Origin of the sequence: Bdellovibrio sp. HCB290 (assembly GCF_047305925.1) — a bacterium.
Classification (GTDB): domain Bacteria; phylum Bdellovibrionota; class Bdellovibrionia; order Bdellovibrionales; family Bdellovibrionaceae; genus Bdellovibrio.
The window spans coordinates 2085255-2108163 of sequence record NZ_CP178620.1; the positions used below are offsets into that span (position 1 = coordinate 2085255).

The following is a 22909-nucleotide window of genomic DNA, read 5'->3' on the forward strand; positions in this document are numbered from 1 at the left end:
CTGTATAGGCAAGCATTGGACCACCCATGCCAGGCTTATATTCGACCTGAACGTAAAAAGGCGTCTCACGCTGAGACGCCTTTAGGGTGACTGACATTTTGGGGATGCGACTGTCTACTTTGAAGCCAGCGCTTGCAGAACTTTGACCTGTGCTGCGATCCAGGCTGCAGCCTTGGAATCCACTTTACCGGCTTTCAGAAGCTTTTCCGCCAGGGCTGATTGCTCCTCTGCACCCAGGGAATCAATATATAGCTGTGGATCGATTTGCTGTAGAAGTTCATTGATTTTAGCACCCAAAGCACTGCGAACCTGCGCACGCTTCAGCTCCAACGGGAAGGACATCCCTTGGGAGGAAATAACATTCATCAGAGCCACACGCTCTGCCGCTGTCAGGAATGGAACATCCACCTGAACGGTCTTGGCACTGTCTCCGTTAATAACCACTGTCACTGATTTCTGAGTCACAAGAACGATATCCAGGGCAAGATTACCCAGAACATCAGTATCAGCCTGCTTGATGACTTCGCTTGGTAAGATCTGAGAGATGATTTTCACACCTTTATCAGTTTCAACCTGTGCATTAATAGCCGGTAGAATGTCTTGTACGGCTTCGAAGATAATTTTTCTATTAAGAGCTTCAATTTGCACAAAGAAAGTAGCGACTTTCTTTTGCTGATCAGGCGTTAGTGAATACTCGCGGCCGGCCAGAGTTTTGCCTTTGGCAAGAACACCACTCTTAACAAGAGTGATCAGATCTTTTTCAAACCAATTCACATCAATTTGACCTTGTGAATTGCGCAACAAACCATTCAACATTGCTGCGTAACCACCGAATTGGTCCGAGATACCGTCTTTACCCTGGAGGAATTTTGCCGTTTCTGCCAAGTGCGCTAAACGAAGTGCTGCAAAAGCCGGGTCCTGGCCTTTGCGCGCATTCAAAATGCCACCATTTTTTGCGGCCTCCAAAGATACTAATGTCTGTGCGCGAAGGGCATTGTTTCCGGCCATCTCTGATGTTTCAAATAGAACCTGACCAACAAAAGACAAATCAATCGCAGCTTTGCCCCATTTGAAAGTATCATTGATGACTGTATCCAGATCATTTACCACGTCTGATTGATCACCCGGATACATACGTCCAATGATGGAAGCAAACAACACGTTGACCAGATTTCCTTTCTCGTCACGGCCGTCCAGGTATTTTCTTAGTAGCGGATTGTTACCGTTGTCGAATCTTTCGCAACCATAGATGGACATCTTTTGACTGTTCGCCAAACCGATATCTTCATCCGTACAGAACATGGAGATCTTAGGATCTAAAGCGCTATCGTCTTCAGAGTACGCCCAGTCCATCGCCATCTTGTCGTAAGAAAGTGGCGCATGCTTGATGTAAGCCGCATTCAAAACGTCATCCACACCGCTGACGTAGTCCATGATACTTGTGGAAGTTTCCAAACCAGGGTGTTTGGGATCTTTCAGGTAAGTTTTAGTAGCATTGTAGATGTCTTGTGTCGTCGCTTTAGCAGAGAATGAACCTGCGAAATTATGGCGCAAACCCAAAGCATGTCCCAATTCATGGGCCACCGTCGCACGCACACTGTCCTGGGCTAAACGCAAACGCTGGGAGTCCGGAGCTTCACGAGTCAGCTGCTGCAGGGCTTGAAATTTTTTAGAGAAATCACAGGCAATAGCGCCCGCTACCGGTGAGCCACCGTTAAGCTGAACCAACTCGCCCGAGCCGACCTTAGTAAATACAGAAGGCATGAAGACTTGAGCGCGCAGGATCTCGCCCGTCAATGGATCAGACTGGCTGATCGCATAGGCGGCACCTGCATCCAGCCATGTCACCCAGCGCACCATGATCGTGCGATCTTTAGGAGCAGCCTGAGGGTCCACGCCCGTTTCCACCTGAACAGCGTTTTTACCGAATACGATATTCCAGTAAAGAGCCGCCTCTTTCACAGCTTCCAGGTATTCAGCAGGAACTGCAGAAGAAATACGCACGGTGATCGGCTCACGGCCTTCAGAGATATCCCATTTGGAAATATACTTGATGGAGTCCTTGCTCATGGATGGACGAGCCAAACGCGTGACAAAGAAACCTACGGAGCGGGATTTATCAGCCTCTTTGGATTTGAATTTTGATTCCAGGCGATAAGCGCGGATCTGGATATTCATCGCCAGAGTTTCTTCGCGAGTCTCAACCGCAAGCTTGTTGCCTGCAGCGGCCTGACCTACCAGGCTTTGAACTTTAGAAACCTGCTCAAGCTCGATCGCATTGTTGGTGATTTGCACGTTGCGCGTGAAGGAATCCTGCACTGGAATCGCTGTCACAGAACTTTCAGTCAACGGATCATTCATACCCGCGCCGGAGTCCACATCATACGCATTTTGCGCAATCAAGGATTTCAAACCACGGCCCCAGTCAAATGTCAGCGACGTTTCGTCCTCGCCGATCACCTGGAAAGTTTGAATCAGATTTTCAGTGTTCAGCTCTTCGTAGATGCTGTTGTAGTTTTGCCCCAGCAAAGCCACGCGGCTGCCGTATTTTTCAAAACTGACTACTTGAGGTTTGAGGTCATACCACTGCGGTGTGGAACCGCCGGTTTTACCGGAAGCCACCAGCAAAAAGATCTTACCCAGGGAGGCTTTATTGATCGTCAGGCAAGTGGCGTTTTCGCAGCGAGCCGCAATCTCGGAAGATCGACCAGATGGCACAGAAAAAGAGTCCACAATCTGCTTGGGAGCCTGCTTTTTCTCTATGACAGTGTTGACATCAAACCCGTTTGTACAGCCTGTCACAAGAACAGTTGTAAGCACCGCGCCGAAGGCAAATACACTCTTAAAAACTGACATTGAGGAGCCCCTCCATTTTTCAGGTGTCTTTATCTCAAAAACTTGCCAAGATCAAAAGTCTCGTTAGAAAAAAGAAGCAATCGTCAACCTTATGTACAGAGAGGCCTATGGCTCAAACATCAGAGAAAACACTATTTGGACACCCTCGTCCCCTGTTTACACTTTTCTTCACGGAAATGTGGGAACGATTCTCATTTTACGGCATGAGAGCGCTCCTGGTGCTTTACATGGCCCAGTATCTTTTTATCGAAGCAGATAAGGGCAAAGATGTTTGGGGCTACGGAGCTTTGAAATCTGGAATTGAGTACTTTTTTGGCCCTCAATCTCCTCAAGCATTGTCTTCGCATATCTACGGTTACTATATGGGCCTTGTATATTTTACTCCCTTTTTCGGGGGTATGATTGCGGATCGCTACTGGGGTAAGCGCCGTGCGGTCTATGTGGGCGGTATTTTGATGGCTATCGGTCACTTCCTGATGGCAGTCGAAAGCATGTTCTTCTTAGCCTTGCTGTTTATTATTGCGGGCAACGGATTCTTTAAACCGAACATTTCCACTCAAGTGGGTGACTTGTATTCTCCAGAAGACAAGCGTCGCGATGGTGCGTTCACTTTGTTCTACATGGGTATCAATCTCGGTGCGTTCTTCTCGCCACTGGTTTGCGGAACCTTGGGACAGAAAGTCGGCTGGCATTGGGGCTTCGGAGCCGCTGGTATCGGTATGATCATGGGTCTTTTGATTTATCACTTCGGCGGTAAACATTTGCCATCCTCAGAACACAAAGTATCGATCAAGGAAGTTGAAGAACAAGCGCGCAAGCCTTTGTCCAAGTCTGAGTGGACTCGCACTTGGGCATTAACGTTCCTGTGTGCTGTTACGATTTTCTTCTGGGGTGTTTACGAACAACAAGGCAACACTTTGCAGTTGTGGGCAGATCAATCCACTGATTGGAACTTCTTTGGCTGGGAAATGCCTTCCACTTGGTATCAGTCTTTCAATCCATTCATCATCTTCATGTTCGCTCCAATTTTGGATCGCGTGTGGATGTGGCAGTCTCGTCGTGGAAAAGAAAACACGACAGCTATGAAAATGGCTATCGGTTGCTTCATGGGTACGGCTGCTTTGGGCTTGATGTTCTTTGCTGCGAAATCCGTAGGACCTGGCAAAGGTTCGGCATTGTGGCTACTGGGTTCAACATTCATGCTGACTATTGGTGAGCTTTACCTTTCACCGATCGGTTTGTCTTTGGTGACGAAAGTTTCTCCCAAGAAAATCGTTTCCATGATGATGGGTGTTTGGTTCCTGGCTTCCTTCTTCGGAAATACTGTTTCCGGTTGGATTGGCAGCATGTACGACAAAATGCCTAAAGAAAATTTTTTCTTGTTGTTGGCAGCACTGGGCTTGGTTCCGGGTGTGTTGTTCTTCCTAAGCAACAGGGTTTTAACGAAATCCTTGAATATGGCCGACGAGAAAAAATCCGGCAGTGCGGGTTCGTCCTCAATTGGAACGCACGCGGAAGTTACGGTTTAACTGGAAGTCCCAGTTAAATAAACTGAATCAGGGTGCGCTTTGCGCACCCTTTTTTTTGCTATTACTACATCATTTCGGACTGACTGCGATATCCGTCTGGTGGCGATTGAAAGCGTGAGTTCGCGTGCATTTCGCGATGTTCTTTTATCAGTGATCTAAATACCTCACGCCCTTTGGCGGCCATTGGGGATTTCCAATCGCGGAACCACTCTGCCACCATGGCGATTGTGGTATTTGGAATAGCACCCGCCTGAATCAATCTTTGAATTGCCATATCATGTTCTTCGTGGGATTGACCAGCAACCGCATCAACCACAAAGGTCACTTCATAATCATCCTCCAAGGCGTCCACCACTGGAAATGCCAGGCAGATCTCAGTCCACAGAGCACAAAACACCAGACGCTTTTTTCCCGTCGCCTTTACGGCCTTCAGGAAGTTTTCATCCTCCCAGGCATTCATAGTGGAGCGATCAATTTCTTTCGCTTGCATCAAAACATCTCTCAGTGACTTGATGGTGGGTTGATTCACACCCATCTTAACGCCGACCGTACTTAATACCACTGGGATATCGAAGGCCACAGCAGCTCTGGTCAGCTCGCAGACGTTCGTCTCCACCGCACGCGGATCGCTGGATCCGATTCCACTGAACATTTCCGGTTGATAGTCGATCAGAATTAATGCGCATTCACTGGCATCCCATGTGGCACGATTGCGACTCATATAAACTCCTTCAGAATAGTTGGTTTTAAGTTAAAATTTCCAAATCATTTACATTGCACTGGCAGTGGCAACTCCACCATTCCTTTCGGGGCAGAAAACAATAGCAGTCTTTGGAAATAGTGAACTTTCAAAGTCTCTTCGAGTTTTCCATCGAAGGCTGTTTGCGTAAACTCTGCCTGTCCGTTGTTGTCTGTTTCAGAAACTCCCGAGACTGTGCCCGCCTCCCATTTGAAGGACGTTCGCTTCACAGGAACCGTGACAATGCTTTCGCCTTGGGGACGACAGGAAATCTGCACCAGGTAGCGGTAGCCTATAGAGCGTGGACGCGCGCTGAAAACCCGTTCCACCGTGATAATATGGGTTGATGAAGCCTGAGCCCAGGCTCCACTGTGAGCCCCGAATGCCGCCATTACAGCCGCCAGCAACAAAGCGATCTTGAATATTCTGTTTTGCATGAGATTCATTGTCGGACGAAGCGTGGGAACTTCCAATGGGAATACAAAAATACAATTAACTGTCACAGGTGTATTTGAAAAAACAAAAGCCGAAGTATTTTGTACTTCGGCTTCGGTTTAGTAAGGATATTTGCAAGCACTCACTTTCACAACCGGGCCCCTTGATTACTCAACAGAGCCCTATTTCTGATGGCGATTACTTGTAAAATTTAGCGTTTGATTTAGCCATGTTCGACAGTGGTGTCGCTGGCTTCAAACGTTTGGCATTGCGGCTGGAAGCGTACATTGCCAATTGATCAGCTACATATTGTGAGCCGATGCTGTCTGCGTACTTCAGCAATCCACCACGGAATGGCGGGAAGCCTGTACCCATGATCATACCAAGGTCCACTTCGTGTGGAAGCTCCACAATGTGGTCTTCAATCAATGCCAAGGAACATTCGTTCACCATCGCAAAGACACCGCGCTCGATGCACTCTTTGGTTTGGTGAGGATTGCTTGGTGTGCCCAAGCCCAATGCTCCGTAAACTGTTTGATCGACGTCACCACGCTTGCCATCAGCCTGGTAAGTATAGAAACCCTTACCATTCTTACGACCCAAGCGACCTGACTTCTCCAAAGCTTCCATACAAGGCGCCATTTCGATGCGCTCGCCGAAAGCTTTCTTGAAGATTTTAAGAACTTTAATACATACATCCAAACCAACTTCGTCCATCAACTCGAACGGACCCATTGGCATACCGAACTCTTTAACGTAGGCCTTATCAACCACTTCGATGCTCATACCTTCTTGCATCAACCATGCAGCTTCCGCCATGTATGGAAGAAGAAGACGATTCACCAGGAAGCCCGGGCCGTCTTTTACCACGACTGGCATCTTGCCCATTTTTTTCGTAAGTTCAAAAATAGTAGCAATCGTTTCGTCAGAAGTTTGCGCACCACGAATCACTTCCACCAATGGCATTTTGTTCACTGGATTGAAGAAGTGCATTCCAGCGAAGTATTCCGGACGTGGATGACCTTTGGCCATTTCAGTCACAGAAAGTGAAGAGGTATTCGTCGCGATGATGGCATCCGGGCGCATTTGACCTGCGCACTCGCCGATCACTTTTTGCTTGATGCCCATGTCTTCGACGATCGCCTCGACAACTACATCCAGGTTTTTGAAACCGGAATAGTCTGTTGTTACAGACACAGCGTCCATTTTTTGTTGGAACTGATACTTATCGATGGATTTACGTTTTACCAATTTCATCCATAGGTCGCTGGCGTGCTTCAGACCCTTGCCCAATGCTTCAGGGCTCAAGTCTTTCATGCGCACTTGGATGCCTTTATCAGCAGCCACGTAAGCGATACCGCCACCCATGGTGCCGGCGCCCAGAATACCCAGGCCTTTGACTTCTTTTGGTTTAACTTCGACACCGGTAACGCCGGTTTGTTTTTTGACCATTTCAGTCAGGTAGAATACGTGGATCAGGTTTTTGGAAATATCTGTGATACCCAACTCGCAGAAGCCTTCGCGTTCAATGCGCATTCCCGCATCGCGATCGCTCATGCCGTAAGTTTTTTGGATCACATCCAAAGCCTTCAACGGCGCTGGATAGTGACCTTTGGTGGCTTTCATCACACCTTCGCGCGCTTTCTTGAACACGACGCCTTTTGCAGGGCCTTCAAGAACTTTATTAACCATGCCGTTCGCTTGGAATTTCTTGCGACGTTTTTGACCGCCACCAGCGATGATTTCCTTTGCCCATTTGATCGCCTGCTCATCCAAAAGATTTTGGTGAACGACTTTATCCACAAGGCCGGATTTTTGCGCTTTTTTGGAGTTCACTGCTTTGCCAGCAAGGATGATATCCAAAGAGGCCTGCAAGCCCATGATACGCGGCATGCGCTGAGTACCGCCGAAGCCCGGCAAGATACCCAATTGAATTTCCGGAAGACCGATCTTCGTTGAAGAATCATCAGAGGCGATACGGTAGTCGCAGGCCATGATGAACTCACAACCACCACCCATGCACGCGCCATTCACGGCTGCGATAGTTGGCATTGGCAAGTCTTCGACCATGTTCATGATCTCTTGACCGGCCTTCACTGCGTTATTGAATTGATCCGGAGTCGTCATCCCCTTGATCTCTTCAATATCTGCGCCGGCGATAAAGATTTTTGGCTTCATGGATTTAAAGATCACCGCTTTGTATGAAGACTTACGCAGTTCTTCAACCACGTCTTTAAGTCGCATCATCACCGGTGTTGAGAATTTATTAACTTTTTCACCCACCAGGTCGAACTCTACAACTGCGATTTCACCCTGAGGTTTGATTCTGATACTTTCAAGCATAGACATTTGTGTAACTCCTAGATGCAAATCGCTAAATTAGTTTTCGTTCTCAAGAATCATTGTTCCACCTTGACCGCCACCGATACAAAGTGTTGCCAGACCGTGCTGTACGCCTCTGCGTTTCATTTCTTTTGCCAGAGTCAGTACGATACGTGTGCCTGTTGCGCCCACTGGATGACCCAATGCGATCGCGCCACCGTTGACGTTCAGGATTTCATCACGAATCTCGCCCACTTTTGCAGACAAGCCAAGTTTCTCTTGGGCAAACTTATCGGAATCCATTGCTTTCTGACATGCCATAACCTGCGCTGCGAACGCTTCGTTCAGCTCTACCAGGCCGATGTCTTTCATTGTCAATCCAGCACGTTTCAATGCCAATGGAGTTGCATACGCCGGGCCCAAGCCCATGCGCTCAGGCTCAAGACCCGCGAAACCGTAAGAGCGGATTGTTGCCAACGGCTTGTAACCAGCTTGCTCTGCTTTTTCACGGGACATCAACAACACCATCGCTGCACCGTCTGTGATTGGGCAGGAGTTGCCGGCTGTGATTGTGCCTGTGGCTTTGTCGAAGAATGGTTTTAGCTTAGCCAATGCTTCCATCGTTTGCGTGTCACGAGGACCGATATCGTCAGCGACGATTTCTTTGTACTCTGGAGCAAGATAGACTGGAGTTGATTCTTCCTTCATGCGACCTTCTTTCATCGCCTTGGAAGCCAACTGGTGAGAGCGCAATGCAAATCTATCCTGCATTTCGCGGTTCAAGCCCCACTCTTTTGCCAGGATTTCTGCAGTTTGGCCCATGTTGATTCCAACGAAAGGATCTGTCAGACCCAACATCACGCCGATTTGCGGAAAATATGGATCTTTCATGTTGCCTTGAAGAAGGGCTTTGATTTGATTCACGTCCGCTTTGAAAAGCTGCCACAAAAGCGGAAGGGCTTGCTTTGGACCTTTCGCTGCGAAAAGTCTTTCGTAGATGTCTTGGAATTTTTGCGGAGCCAATGTCGGAATTTGCGACATGGATTCAGTACCACCCGCCAGGATCACATCCATCGTGCCGGATTTGATTTTCTCAAAACCGTTAGAGATGGATTCCATTGCGGATGCGCAGTTTCTGTGAACTGTGTATGCAGAAGTTTTCATCGGAATACCGGCGTTCAGCGCAACCACGCGGGAAATGTTCACGGCGTCTGCCGGATTACCGGTGTTACCCACGATCACTTCATCAACGGAATTTACATCGAGGTTCGTTTGCGCAATCAACTGTCGAAGCGCAACTTGACCCAACTGAGCTGGGTGAACTTTTTTAAGTTTTGTACCTGATTTAGCGAACGGTGTACGCACACCTTCAACGAGAACCACATCGCGTGGTGACTTCATAGAAAACTCCTGTTGGTAATTCAAATAACCACTGAAAATCGTACAGGTTTTTCATGTGAGGACCAAACACAAACGCAAGAATGAGACTGCGAGGTCTAGTTTCGACAAAGTCTGTGCGGAATCCCTAGACCACTCCTGTTCAAAACCAGAGCTGTAGCTCTAAATTACCTCTGAAAAACCAATAAAACTCCTCAGAAAATCACCTAGACCTCCTAAGAATCTGAACGACTGAAATAGTTATGTTTCGCTGGGGAGGCTCGCGACGGCTGCCTATCTTCAGATCGCTTAAATTGCTGCCACTTGCTGAATTCATACTTCTACAAATTCTTTCCGCGCCACCAAGAAAAGCTGCGTTATGCAGCTAGTGCTTGGTGATTCCCATCCTTCTTGCTTCCGCCAAATTATGAGTGCGACACAGAACTCTCAAGTTCGACTCGTCGTTGGATCCACCCAAAGCCAACGGCAATCGATGATCAATCTGCAATTGATATTTGCTAGTGCAACATTTTCCGCCGACGCAATTAAATTCACATTGATAATTTGCGTTCCTTAACAAGCGTCTGCGCAAGGTTAATTTCAAATGTTTTCTTTCACCTAAACTAGCACTTGAATTTGCATTGATTTCAACTCCATCCTGAATCCTTCTTGATTCATTCATGTTGAGTTTGTCTAATTCATTTTTATTCATTACTGTTACACCTTCAGCCTCCTCTGCTTCATCCCTTGCTGCCTCACCTGCCAATTCTGCATTCTTCGAAGCTTTCCTAACCATTTCATTCCCAACAATTTGCTTTCCCAACTTTTTCTGGATCTGGAAATTAGCTAGATACGAAATCAATTCTGCCCAAGTTGGGTTTGGCAAAACATGCGATAGCAATTCTCTGACTTGCTTCAGCTCATTCATTTGATCTTCAGAAAATGTGATCTCCATACGAACAGAGTCGTTACGCTGAGGCTTTAGAATCTCTCTTTCAAGAATTGGCTGATTAAATTCAACAGCAAGGACTTTCTGAGTTTCAAAACTGTTCTTGTTTTGGATTTGTTCCAATACAGATTCAGTCTGCTCTGCTGACACAACAGCGCCGCCAGCCATAGCCTTCGAAATGCATTTTTGAACCTGATTTAATTGGGTTAACTTCAAATCGCCAGACTCGATTGCATTCTCGATTTTTGGAACCTTTTTCAGCAAGCGAGAGGCCTGAATTCTTCGATAAGCGGCATCTTCCGAATACTGCAAATGACCGGTCATATATTTAAACAATGATGTAAATCCCAAATCCAAATACAATCGTCTAAACTCCACTTCGACCAAATGCCACAAAATTAAATGCGTGATCTTCCGTTCACCGCGAGCAAGTCTTTCTACACGATTTAGCAATTCGAGATTTGATATTGAAGTTAGATCCATTTTTTCCTCCGTATCTTGACGGCTTCTGTTGCTTTTTCAATTTTATAACACGAGTTTTTAAATCGCATTATTGCAGGTTTTCGCATGGGAAATTGACTTTCGAAATTCAAGTTAAACAATAGCTGAAAGGTCATAAAATCCAAATACAGGAGAGTATTGTTTCGACTCCAGCCCGGCTTCATCTTGGAATCAAACAAACAACCTCGGTCAAACTCGCGACCCAAAAAAAGCGTCAAAGCTATTTTGATTACACTTTACTAAATGACACATCTTTTCCGGGCTACGCGGAAAGCGGTTTTGAATTTGAAGCTGAAGTTTGATGTTTGATGTTTGAACGGAACTAGATGTTTTGAATTTGTTGCTTGATTTGAAAACAACAGATTCTTTGAAAGATATCTTTACACTGATTGATTGATTGATTGATTGAATGATTGATTGAATGATTGAATGATTGAATGATTGAATGATTGAATAACTACTCACGCAACTCCACCCCTCCCTCCCAATTGACACAGCTTTTCTTGGTTCCGCGGAGCACTTGCGTACAGAGTGATCAAAATGTGTTAACTCTAGGTCGATAATCATCTGCGTCATCTCTATTGCCTACCGCGACAAGCTCCCCATTTATTGACCCCCTAAGGATGCATTTGTAGAGTAACTGCACTTATTTCGCGAAAGAGCTAACGGCTTAAAAGCCTTAGAAAAATTCGAAAATTTCAAACACGCGAAAAAAGAACGAAAGGACGCATCCTTGGAAAAGAATTTGAATAAGAACACAGACAAAGCCCCCGAGGCAAAAGGCACCACGAACAACTTCGATCAGGAAGCCTTGATTTATCACAGCAGCGGCAAGCCAGGGAAAATTGAAGTTATCTCCTCAAAACCCTGCGTGTCTGAAAAAGATCTTTCACTAGCTTACTCTCCAGGCGTCGCAGCTCCTTGTAAAGTGATCGCGAAAGATCCTTCCAAAGTTTACGACTACACAGCCAAAGGCAACCTGGTTGGAGTTATCTCTAACGGTACAGCGGTACTGGGCCTTGGCAACATCGGACCTCATGCCTCAAAACCTGTTATGGAAGGGAAAGGCATCCTGTTTAAACAATTCGCGGGCATCGACGTTTTCGACATCGAAGTCGACGCCAACGACGTTGATACTTTCTGTAACGCCATCAGAACTTTGGAGCCCACGTTCGGCGGTATCAATCTGGAAGACATCAAAGCACCTGAGTGTTTTGAAATCGAAGAGCGTCTAAAAAAAGAAATGAAAATCCCGGTATTCCATGATGACCAGCATGGAACCGCGATCGTTTCCGGAGCGGCATTACTGAACGCTGTTTCTGTGACCAACAGAAAAATGGAAAACGTGCGCATCGTGGTTAACGGTGCCGGTGCCTCTGCGAACTCTTGTGCAAAGATCTTTATCTCTTTGGGCGCACGTCGTGAAAACATCATCATGTGCGACTCTCAAGGTGTAATCTATAAAGGCCGCACAGCCGGCATGAACAAATACAAAGAATACTTTGCCGCTGAAACTGAAGTGCGCACGCTAAGTGAAGCTTTGCGTGGAGCGGATGTTTTCGTGGGCCTTTCTGTGGCCGGCGCCCTGACTCCGGAAATGCTGAAAGATATGGCGAAAGATCCAATTATTTTCGCCATGGCAAATCCAGTTCCGGAAATCACGCCTGACGAAGCTCGCACAGCACGTCCTGATGCGATCATCGCAACAGGTCGCTCGGATTATCCGAATCAGGTGAATAACGTACTGGGCTTCCCGTCCATCTTCCGTGGCGCCTTGGATACACGCTCCACACAAATCAACGAGGAAATGAAACTTGCAGCTGTTCACGCTTTGGCGAAACTGGCGCGCGAAGATGTTCCTGATCGTGTCTCGGCAACTTATGGTGGCAAAACTTTCAAATTCGGTCGTGAATATTTGATTCCAAAACCTTTCGACACCCGCGTGCTTTTGTGGGTTGCTCCTGAAGTGGCTAAAGCCGCTATCAAAACTGGTGTGGCGACTCGTACGATTGAAGACTGGGATCACTACCGCGAAACATTGGAAGCCCTGCAAGGGCCTTCTAAAGTTTTCATTCGCTCGGCAATCAATCGCGTTCACCAAAACGCAACCGCTATGGGTGGAGAATTACCACGCATCGTTTTCCCAGAAGGCACCAGCTCCAAGGTTCTTAAAGCCCTGGCAACATTGGTTGAAGAAAAAATCTGCCAACCCATTCTTTTGGGCTACCCAGACCGCGTAAAAGAAAAAATCCAGGCCCTGGATATCCCGGCATTGAATGATGTTCCGGTTATTCATCCTGCGACTTATCCGAAATTCTTCAAATACGTTGAAAAGCTTTACAACCTAAGACAACGCAAAGGCATCAACATGCGCGAAGCGGAACGTCTGATGGCGGATCCTAACTACTTCGCTGCGATGATGGTGATGATGGGTGAAGCAGACGGCGTGGTAAACGGTGCTTCTGTGAACTATGCCGATGCCGTAAAACCAATTTTGCAAACTGTGGGAGTCTACCAAGGCGGAGTTCCAGCAGGTTTGAACTTCATCCTGCTTGAAGATAAATTCCTGGTTTTGGCTGACACGACTGTGAATTTAAATCCAACAGCAGAACAGTGCGCGCAAATCGCATTGCAAGCGGCGAAAGTTGTCGAATACTTCGGTATCGAGCCTAAGATCGCGATGCTTTCCTATTCAAACTTCAGCGGTGCTGACGGCACTCCATGCAAAATGAAAAGTGCGGCGGAGATCGTTAAAAAACTTCGCCCTGGCCTCATGGTCGATGGCGACATGCAAGCTGACACAGCAGTGAATCCAGAAATTATGGAACGACTGTTCCCATTCTCTGACCTTAAGGGCGGGGCCAATGTTTTGATCTTCCCAAATCTGGAAGCCTCAAACATTGCTTACAAACTTATTCAGCAAGTGGGCAAAGTCGAAGTGATCGGACCATTCCTTACGGGAGTACGCAGATCATGTAACGTTTTGCAAAGAACGACAACTGTTGATGGTATCGTGAATTCCGTGGTGTTCACAGCTTTGGAAGCTCAGTTCATCAAAGATGTTCTAAAATCCCGCGAAGCTAAAAAACAGTAGTCCGTACAGACATTCGTAATTCCAAAAAAGGCCTGCGGTAAAACACAGGCCTTTTTTTTAAATCCTCCTCTATAATAAATAAAAATACCGGAGGCTTTAATGGCGGAATTCCCAAAACCCGAAAACAAAAACAAACCTATTCTTCAACCTTCAAACAAGGAAAACCTTTACGAATCCCTTAACTCCTTGTCCTTCACACAAAGCTTCACCTTGCTGATCAATCACTACAAGCGCGACGCCATCACCACCAAACCTCCCACCCGCACTAAGGGTGAGAATCGGTAAATTTCTTTGTCGTCGTCGCCGGTTCATCCCGGTACTCCAAAAGAATTTCCTGTCGACCGCCGCTGTCTACCAAAGGAATTCGTTTTTCTGGCAAGACTCCTTTTTTCGAGATCTGCACTTTGATCACATAGGTAGTGCTTTTAAAGCGATACGTGATATCAAAACTGCTCCAGCTTTCTGGCACACAGGGGGCGATGATGATTTCACCATTGACGACACTAAAACCCAGCACCGACTCCAGCCCTGCACGATAGAACCAGCTTGCAGATCCCGTGTACCAACTCCAGCCTCCGCGCCCGACATGAGGCTCGACTGCATACACATCTGCCGCAATCACATAAGGCTCGATTTTATACTTCTGCATTCCCGCCCGCGTTCGCCCGTGATGTATCGGATTAATAATATTATAAAGTTCCAAAACCTTTTCCCGTTCCTGTAGCTTTGCGAAGGCCATCACCACCCAAATCGCTGCATGAGTGTACTGTCCCCCATTTTCACGAACTCCCGGTACATATCCTTTGATGTAGCCCGGATCCAGTTTTGTTTTATCAAAGGCCGGCATTAACAGCTTAATCAAGCCCTTCTCTTTCACGATCAGATTTTCTTCAACCTTACTCATCGCCAGTCGTTGTCTTTCTGGCTGACCCACGCCCGACAAAATAGACCAGGTCTGCGACAGGGAATCGATTCGACATTCCTGTCCTTCAGAAGTTCCCAGCGGAGTGCCATCATCAAAGTAGGCACGACGATACCACTCGCCATCCCAGGCTTTGGTTTCAATGGCCTCGCGAAGCCGAGCCATGTGCTGTTCATAACGCTGAGTTGTTTCAGCATCACAGAATGGCAGATAGTCATGAATCACTTTGTGCAGGAACCATCCCATCCACACGCTTTCACCCTTGCCCTTTTCACCAATACGATTCATCCCATCATTCCAATCACCGGAACCAATCAGGGGCAACCCGTGGGCCCCGACTTTCATGGAATGCTCAAGCGTGCGCAGACAATGATTATGTAACGTCGCCTTTTCGTCGCTGATTTTTGGCTGAGTGTAAGAGTCTTCTTGTTCAGGCGTCAGCAAAGGCGCGTCGATAAAAGGTACTTCCTGATCCAGAATCCCGCGATCCCCCGTGACACGAATATAGTGCGCGACAACATAAGGAAGCCACAAAAGATCATCCGCGAAATGCGTGCGCACACCTCTGCCGGTCGGTGGATGCCACCAGTGCTGAACATCTCCTTCCGGGAACTGCCGAGCAGCTGCACGCAAGATATGTTCGCGGGCGATCTCGGGTGTGGAATACACAAAGGCCATACAGTCCTGCAATTGATCGCGGAAACCATAGGCGCCGCCCGATTGATAAAACGCCGAACGCGCCCATAAACGACACACCAAGGACTGATACAGCGACCAGCGATTCACCATCAAATTCAGCGAAGGCTCCGGTGTGGATACCTGAATCGCCCCTAAATGATGATCCCACATTTCATGAACACCCCGAAGAGCAGCTTCAATGGAATCAGGAGTAAGATACTTTTCAGAAAGACTTTGTGCCGCCTCTTTAGTCGGTGCTTGTCCCAGCAAAAATACGATTTCAATTTCTTCCTGATCCCTAACAAAATAACTTGCCTGTAAAGCCGCGCAAGGATCCTGACCGATACCTGTGTAGCCACTTAAACCCCGGCGTTTTAAAGCTTCGGGATTCGAGTATGATTTATTGCGTCCTAAGAACTCCTTGCGATCGCAGGAATATGATTGCACTTCGGCGCTCGTCCGGAAAAAAGAAACGCGCTCCGCGAACTCATGATTGTAGGAATTTGTGGCAAACAGGGTTTTCTCCCCGTCCACTTCACACAGAACATAGGGAGCGGATTTTTCGCGCAGATTTCCCAATACCCATTCCACATAGGCCCAAAACGACAAGCGTCGATTGCGCCCACTGATGTTCCGGATTTTCAAACGTGTGATTTTCACCGTGTCCGATGCCGGCACAAACATCGTCAATTCGTGCGAAAGACCATAGGCGTTGTGCTCAAAGACTGAATATCCCTGACCGTGTCGAACAGTGTATTGTTCCCGATTTCGAATTGGCAACGGAGTCGGAGTCCAAATCTCGCCCGAATCATCGTCGCGAATGTAAATGATTTCAGTGTTAGGATCTGAAACTGAATCATTCGACCATGGAGTGATTCTGTTTTCCCGCGAGTTCACAGCCCAGGTGAATCCTGATCCTGATTCACTGACTTGAAAACCAAAATCATTGCTATTAGCTATAACATTGATCCAAGGTGCAGGAGGCCATTGATCTTCCTGCAGACTGATCACGTACTCGCGACCATCTTCAGAAAAGCCCCCCAGTCCGTTAAAGTATTGCAGATTCTTGGGTGTGGACTTTTTATGCTCGTAGGAATGAGGCTGTGCTTTGGCTGAAAAACTCTCGGCATACTTAATAGGCAAGACTTTGCGTGACACCTGTTCTTTGAAAGTGCCGGCGTCACTGGAAATCACCACGCGCGCCATGGCTTGAATCAAAGATCGATCCCCTTCCTGAAGTGTATCCAGCTTCAGACTGAAAATCCCCCCTTGCTTGTTCATCCAATCATGTAGGCCGGCATAACGTATCTGCCACTGCACCTCGTCCTGCAAGTCCTGCAAGTACGTGGATTTGGATTCATTCATGATCACCAGATCAAATGCCAGACCTTTCAATCGCAGGTATTCGTGACCGCGCAAAAGTTTGCGCACCAATCCCATGTCCTTTTTATCACCGATCATCACCGCCACTATGGGCACATCGCCACTGATACCAAACGGCCACAAACTTGCCTGTTCGCGCGTGTGCTGGGCCAGAAACTGCGCGGGCTGTCGCATGGAAGGATCAGAAAAATACAACCGCTCTGCCAATCGTTGAAACGAGTACGCGGACTCGGCATCCATCCCCAGATGGCGCAGATCAATTCTGGATTTAGTCCAGGCTAATTTTGATTCCCGATCAAAGGAGTGGGCATCCTGATAGCGATCAACCAACTGCAAAAGCTCATCGTAACCGGCGGCATATCCGGTTTTAAAAGTAACTTTGCGAATTCCACCGGGAGGCACCCGCAGTTTCACCCGAAGACTTAGTGCCGGATCCAAAACTGAACCGATACTATTGGACAAAGTGCTCCCCACCTTCAACGCCACAGGGTTGGTGGTATCACGTCCCCGTCCGATAAATCTGGATCGATCCGTTTCATACTCGACCTCTCCAACAAATTCAGAATCAATGACAATACCGTGAAAGCCATAAATTTCACTTTGCTCACTGGAACGGGGCCGCCTTTTAACGGTCAGACAGCGCTTTTGTTCCAGATAGTCTGTTTGCAAAAAGAGGTTACTAAATCCGGGATGCGCGTGATCGGCTGCCATGGTCGCCAGCACTGGCTCCAGATAACTTGTCAGTTCAAGAATCTTTTCCTCGCCAGTCATATTAGTCAGCGTGATCTCACGCAGTTCCAGGTTGTCTTCCGGAGCAACAATCACCCTGGTGACTGTCTTGATATCCAGATCCTTTCTGATGAACTCCACCTGATCTTCTGAAAAAACTGCTTTGTAAGAATCAGGTTTACGAAGATACGGTAAGTAGGTCGCAGACCAGGCCTGATTCATTTCGACATCGCGAATATAAATATACTGCCCCCAATTATCGCGAGTCGCATCTTCACGCCAACGCGTGATCGCAAGCTTTCCAAACTTGGAAAATCCCGACCCGCCTGTTGACAACATCAATGAATAGTCGCCATTGGACAAAATCTGGACCCGCGGACTGTGATGAGGGGCCTCGTCATAGACACGCACAAAGGACTTCATCAGCGAATCCCCGGCACTTTCCCATTCGATCTCTGCTGCTTTTGGTTCGGTCAAGGCCATGTATTCCGGAACTCTTTCCTGCAATAGCATTTGCGCGGCCCGCACTCGTGGTTCTGCATGAAAGCGATTCTGCATGATTTCGGCATTAAGAATATTGTCGATGGCGATCAGACTCATGCCCTGATGATGGGCCATATAGGATTTAACAAGGGCGTAGGGCTGCTCCGGAGCAATCCGCTCGGGAGTATAGTCAATGGCTTCAATAAAACCATACTCGGTCAGAATTTCCGGAGTTTGCATACTTCGCAGATTCTTGGTGGCAATGACTGGTTCAACCAGGGCCGCCAGAAAACTGGAATAAGGCGAGACCACCAGATCATGCCCCAAGCCCCGCTTCAAACCCAAACCAGGAATTCCGAATGGACCGTATTGATAGTTGTAATTCAAGTCCCGGGCATTGTAACCGGCTTCTGAAATCCCCCAAGGCACGTTGAGCTTTTTTCCATAACTGATCTGTCGATCTACGACGGCATAGAGCGTTTCACCAATCAGAGTGTTTTCATAACTTTTCATCACCAGATGTGGCATTAAGTACTCGAACATGGATGCCGACCAGGAAACCAGGGCGCGCTTTCCTTCGACCGGTACGAGCTGTCTACCCAAGCGAAACCAGTGTTTTGCAGGAACGTCCCGCTTGGCGATGGCCACAAAACTGGCCAGTCGACACTCAGAGGCCAGCAGGTCGTAATAGGAATTATCATGACGATTTTCACTGACATTGAAGCCGATTGAAAAAACCTCGCGGTCTTTTTCAATCAGAAAACTAAAATCCATCTCGGTAAAGAAGGTTTCACACAATTCAGATAACTTTTGCAGGTCACCGCATAATCCAACTGTGTTATTTAGGGTCTTCAGCCCCAAGTCGCGAAACTTGATTATTTCTGCAGGCAATTCACTTTCCGGAATACCACTAAGATGACTGAAGAAGTTTCGATAGATCTCTGCCGTCATCAACAAGGGCCGCACTTGATCAAGATCCGCATACCCCGGAATAGTTGCCAACCAGGCTTTACTCTCGGGACTTATCATCTGGGTCAGGACAAAGAGCTCGGTGTCTTTCTTAAGATCAACCACCAGGGTATTTAACGAGTTGGTCCAACCACGAAGTTTGTAATAGAATCGACTGCCATGCTCGACTTCCAGCGCATCAAGACTGTCTTTGAAGTCTTCCACAGAAAACTGAATGGCGCGAACCAGCCCGGCCCATTGAGACATTGTGCCTGGCGCGCCCTCTTCAAGAATTTGCCGGGTGCTGTTGATTTGTTCCACAAGATGAGTCGCACTTAAGGAGCCGGTCTCTTGACGTTGCAACTGAAGTTTTTTTACTTCCTCCTCCATGAACTCCAGATTTGTCTTCAGTGCATGAAGGCAGCTGGCATTAAATAGCGGAGCTTCGAGCAACTCTTGAGCGCCCTCTTTGAGAACCAATAAATACCCTGCCATGTTTCCGCTATCGACCGTAGACACGTATTGCGGATACAAAGGTGCTAAATTCAAAGTATCGTACCAGTTCAGAAAATGCCCACGATAGCGCTCTAACTTCGACAAAGTTGCAAAGTGATCGCGCAGTCGATCTGCAGCGGCTCGGACCGAAATAAATCCAAAATCCCGTGCGGAAAGAATTGAAAGTCCATACAGCCCCATATTGGTGGGTGATGTTCTATGGGCAACAACCTGCTCGGGATCTTCCTGCACGTTATCTGGTGGAAGCCAATTGTCTTTTGCAGTCACGAAAGTTTCAAAGAAGAACCAGATTCGGCGAGCCACTTTGAATAGATACTCGTTGTCCTCGAGGGATAGTTCTTCCCGCTTCTTTTCAATCTTCCTCTGCGTAAGTTTCGCCATCCAGGGATACACAGCCCACATTGTCAAAAACGGGATAGCGACCAGCGCAACATTAAAATTCCATCGAATAATAACGGCCAGCAAGATAACGGCAAGAATTGTTTCAACCCCCACCGTACTTCGCCAAAACGACCCACTATAAGTATCTTGTTTTTCTGCAGAGGCCGCTGTCATCCATTCCAGCCGTTTTGTTTTGGAAACTCGTGTACGGTAAATCGCCCGTACAATAGCATCCACATCATTGACGGCACGATGAGGCAGAAAAACCAAAGACAATAAAAACTGACCTATATGGGTTTGGATCTTTCCAAGCTCACTCCAAAAACTACTGGTCCAACTGCCACCGCGAGGTGACACCATCAAAGCATTTATCAGCTGTAGAAAAATCGGAATGGCAATGGTCACCGTCGCTACACCCGTCCAGAACCATGCATCCCCCGGCAGAATCAACCAAGAAGCCACATATAAGAACATCAAACAAGGAGCAACCAAACTGCGACGAAGATTATCCCAGATTTTCCAGCGAGAAATAAGAGGCAGGTCATTCACCATCAATTTCCCATCACGGTTTTTTACGAAGGGCAAAGTCCAAGGTCCCACTTGCCAGTCGCCGCGCACCCAACGATGAGCCCGGGCTGAAAAGCTTTTGTAGGAACTGGGATAGTCATCCATCACTTCAATGTCCGTCACCAGCGCGGTACGCGCGTATAGTCCTTCAAATAAGTCATGACTCAATATGGTGTTATCAGGGACCCGACCCTCTAAAGATCGATCAAAAGCCTCGATATCATACAGACCTTTACCTGTGAAGCTGCCCTCATTGAATAAATCCTGATAAACGTCAGACACCGCTGTGGTATAGGGATCTATTCCCGTATGACCAGAGAAAACCGAAGCAAAAACTGATCGCGAGGAACTTTCCAAAGATATGCTAACGCGAGGCTGGATGATGCCGTACCCCTCGGTCACGCGGCGGCGCAGTTCACTGAACTTAGCACGATTCAGAGGATGCGATGCCACACCAATGAGATGGCGCGCACCTTCCAATCCCAGTTGGGTGTCTGCATCCAGGGTGATCACATACTTAAATGTGCGAACCAGCTCTTCCGGGATCGTCATAACCGTGTAACTGGTTTCACCCTTACCTAAAAGAATTCGATTGAGTTCTTCGATTTTGCCGCGCTTTCGCTCCCATCCCATCCATTTTTTTTCATGGGGATTCCAAAGACGTTTTCGGTGCAGTAAAAAGAAACGGTCTGCACCATGCTTTTCATTAAGGCGTTCTATTCCCTGGCGAGCCAGCGACACCAGCTTTTCATCTTCGGGGCGATGCTCACTATCGGAATCCATAAAATCAGTGGCAAGAGCAAAGTAAACCTGCGAATCCAGATTCCCCAGATAGTGAACTTCAATTCGCTCAACCAGGACCTCGATGGTTTCCTGATCTGCAAGCAAACAAGGAATTATCACCAGAGTGCGATATTCTGCCGGAACTCCTTTGCGAAAATCCATTTTCGCAAGTCTTCTTGGTTGGACAATTCGGGTCAAAAGATAGTTAAACAAAGTCACAGCCAAATCACTGAACGGAATAAACATAGCAAAAACGGCTGCCACCATTCCATACCAAATTTTGGTATTTTTCATGGCGTAATCAATGGGACCAATCATCGTTAAGCATATTAGAACGGCGATACTTGAAAAATAGACCAATGTGGGATTGCGCAAGGTCAATCGCAACCAGGATTCACGAAAGCGTGGACGGTATTTAAAGTCCCCTTCCAATAGGCGCAGGCCCTTACCATAAAGATAGTAACCCACATGGCATTGATCCTGCTGACTTCTTTCAATAGCGCGTTTTGCGATATTCTGCTCGGGAGTTTTAGTTCGCTTGCCGATTCGCTCGATATTATGACGATAATCATCCCGAGTGACAAATTCCATCTTTGCATAGTCACCAGTGGGATCCGCCTCCAAAAGGCGATCAATATAGCTAACACTTTCAAAAAATATCTTCCAGTCGATATTGCTGATCAGCCGCATGCTGGAAATAATATTGGCAATAGTCACCTGACTGGAGGCTTGATGCTGATGCTCCCGGGCGACGATTTGCTCGATATTCAAATTCACTTTGCCTAGTTCAATATTCATGGCCTCGATGACGGGCCAGACATCCGCCTCGGCATCACGCAGACGCTTCGCCACCTGGGCAATAAAGGTCAATTCAGTTTCCACCGAACCTTCGCAGTGGCTGACGATTTGCTTTAAATACTTTTGAAACTTTTTAGGGCGACGGACGTTTTCCAGTAGCTGCTCCACCAGATCATCTGCCATGGCTGACTGGTTAAAATCCCAGGCAATACGCAAGGCCACCCGCCGCAGATTTTCCACCAATGCAATCCGCAGGGTGATCGCCACAGCCCACAGCTCCCCCATTTTCAGATAGCTGCGCGTTTGAAAGCCCAGCACAAAACGACGAATCAAATCCACAGTCAAACGACTGTCTGAATGCGCCATCAATGCCAAAGCCAGAGCGTAAATACGAGGGTATCCAGCAAGCTCACCTTCAGTCGCCTTGGGAAGTTCAGAATAGAATGATGGCGGAAGATCTTCTTCAATCTCCCGCAGTTGCTCTTCGACGATATGAAAATTATCGATGAGCCATTCAGCAGCTGGAGAGACTGATTCCTTTTTTCGTCCCACCGTAGCCAGCAGGCGATAAGCGACCAGAAGCTTCTTCCCATTTTCAGAGCTGCGCTTTAATAGAGTCTTTCGAGACCGGGTAGATTTCCCCGTCTGTAGGTTTTCCCCCAGATAAGCTGCATATTCCTCAAGCCTCTCGGTACTGAAAATCTCAGCTTTAATAGGTAATTCCAAAATATCCTGCTGAGAAATATTGAACTTTTTCGCCATCCCGACTCCCACAACAAACCATCTGCATTAAAAGAAAATTTTGATTTGTTTAACCCACAGGGCCAAGTTCACGTGTCTTAATTTGTGGAAATGCATGGGCCCAAAGGCCTTTGCGCAAAGGCAAAAATGGCTAAAATTTGTCTTTGACCGATACCCC

At 47.4% G+C, this 22909-nt stretch carries 10 protein-coding genes; 3 read left to right on the forward strand and 7 right to left on the reverse strand.

Translation table 11 applies throughout. The annotated features are described in order from the left end of the window. Positions 1-114: 114 nt before the first annotated feature. Positions 115-2856, reverse strand: a complete 2742-nt coding sequence (locus ACLVWU_RS10355; protein ID WP_413574620.1) for a zinc-dependent metalloprotease — start codon at positions 2854-2856, stop codon at positions 115-117. A 107-nt stretch (positions 2857-2963) separates the two neighbouring features. Here ACLVWU_RS10355 and ACLVWU_RS10360 point away from each other — a divergent pair, with 107 nt between their 5' ends. Beyond that, a complete protein-coding gene (locus tag ACLVWU_RS10360) occupies positions 2964-4385 on the forward strand; it encodes a peptide MFS transporter (RefSeq protein ID WP_413574621.1) in 1422 nt (473 codons plus the stop codon). A gap of 64 nt (positions 4386-4449) precedes the next feature. Here the strand turns inward: ACLVWU_RS10360 and ACLVWU_RS10365 are convergent, their stop codons facing one another. The 5 genes from ACLVWU_RS10365 to ACLVWU_RS10385 form a co-directional block, all read right to left on the reverse strand. Further along, complete coding sequence (locus ACLVWU_RS10365) at positions 4450-5106, reverse strand: isochorismatase family protein (protein ID WP_413574622.1); 657 nt, start codon at positions 5104-5106, stop codon at positions 4450-4452. A gap of 44 nt (positions 5107-5150) precedes the next feature. Continuing rightward, on the reverse strand, positions 5151-5561 hold the full coding sequence (locus ACLVWU_RS10370; protein ID WP_413574623.1) for a hypothetical protein: 411 nt from the start codon (positions 5559-5561) through the stop codon (positions 5151-5153). Positions 5562-5757: 196 nt separating this feature from the next. Further along, entirely contained in the window at positions 5758-7908 is a 2151-nt protein-coding gene (locus ACLVWU_RS10375; protein WP_413574624.1) for a 3-hydroxyacyl-CoA dehydrogenase NAD-binding domain-containing protein, read from the reverse strand. A 30-nt stretch (positions 7909-7938) separates the two neighbouring features. After that, positions 7939-9282, reverse strand: a complete 1344-nt coding sequence (locus tag ACLVWU_RS10380; protein ID WP_413574625.1) for a thiolase family protein — start codon at positions 9280-9282, stop codon at positions 7939-7941. Positions 9283-9643: 361 nt separating this feature from the next. Then, complete coding sequence (locus ACLVWU_RS10385; RefSeq protein WP_413574626.1) at positions 9644-10690, reverse strand: HNH endonuclease; 1047 nt, start codon at positions 10688-10690, stop codon at positions 9644-9646. Between the two features lie 751 nt (positions 10691-11441). Between ACLVWU_RS10385 and ACLVWU_RS10390 the strand changes: the two genes are divergently transcribed. Together ACLVWU_RS10390 and ACLVWU_RS10395 are read left to right on the forward strand one after the other, a co-directional pair. Beyond that, positions 11442-13802 carry an NADP-dependent malic enzyme gene (locus tag ACLVWU_RS10390; RefSeq protein WP_413574627.1) on the forward strand — a complete coding sequence of 787 codons (2361 nt, stop codon included), beginning with the start codon at positions 11442-11444 and terminating at the stop codon, positions 13800-13802. Positions 13803-13901: 99 nt separating this feature from the next. Next, the gene (locus ACLVWU_RS10395; protein ID WP_413574628.1) at positions 13902-14087 is read left to right on the forward strand and encodes a hypothetical protein; all 186 of its coding nucleotides are present in this window, start codon (positions 13902-13904) and stop codon (positions 14085-14087) included. On the opposite strand, the gene ACLVWU_RS10400 is transcribed toward ACLVWU_RS10395, so the two are convergent. Continuing rightward, the gene (locus ACLVWU_RS10400; RefSeq protein ID WP_413574629.1) at positions 14068-22752 is read right to left on the reverse strand and encodes a GH36-type glycosyl hydrolase domain-containing protein; all 8685 of its coding nucleotides are present in this window, start codon (positions 22750-22752) and stop codon (positions 14068-14070) included. The two genes, ACLVWU_RS10395 and ACLVWU_RS10400, sit on opposite strands and share 20 nt — an antisense overlap. Positions 22753-22909: the final 157 nt, after the last annotated feature.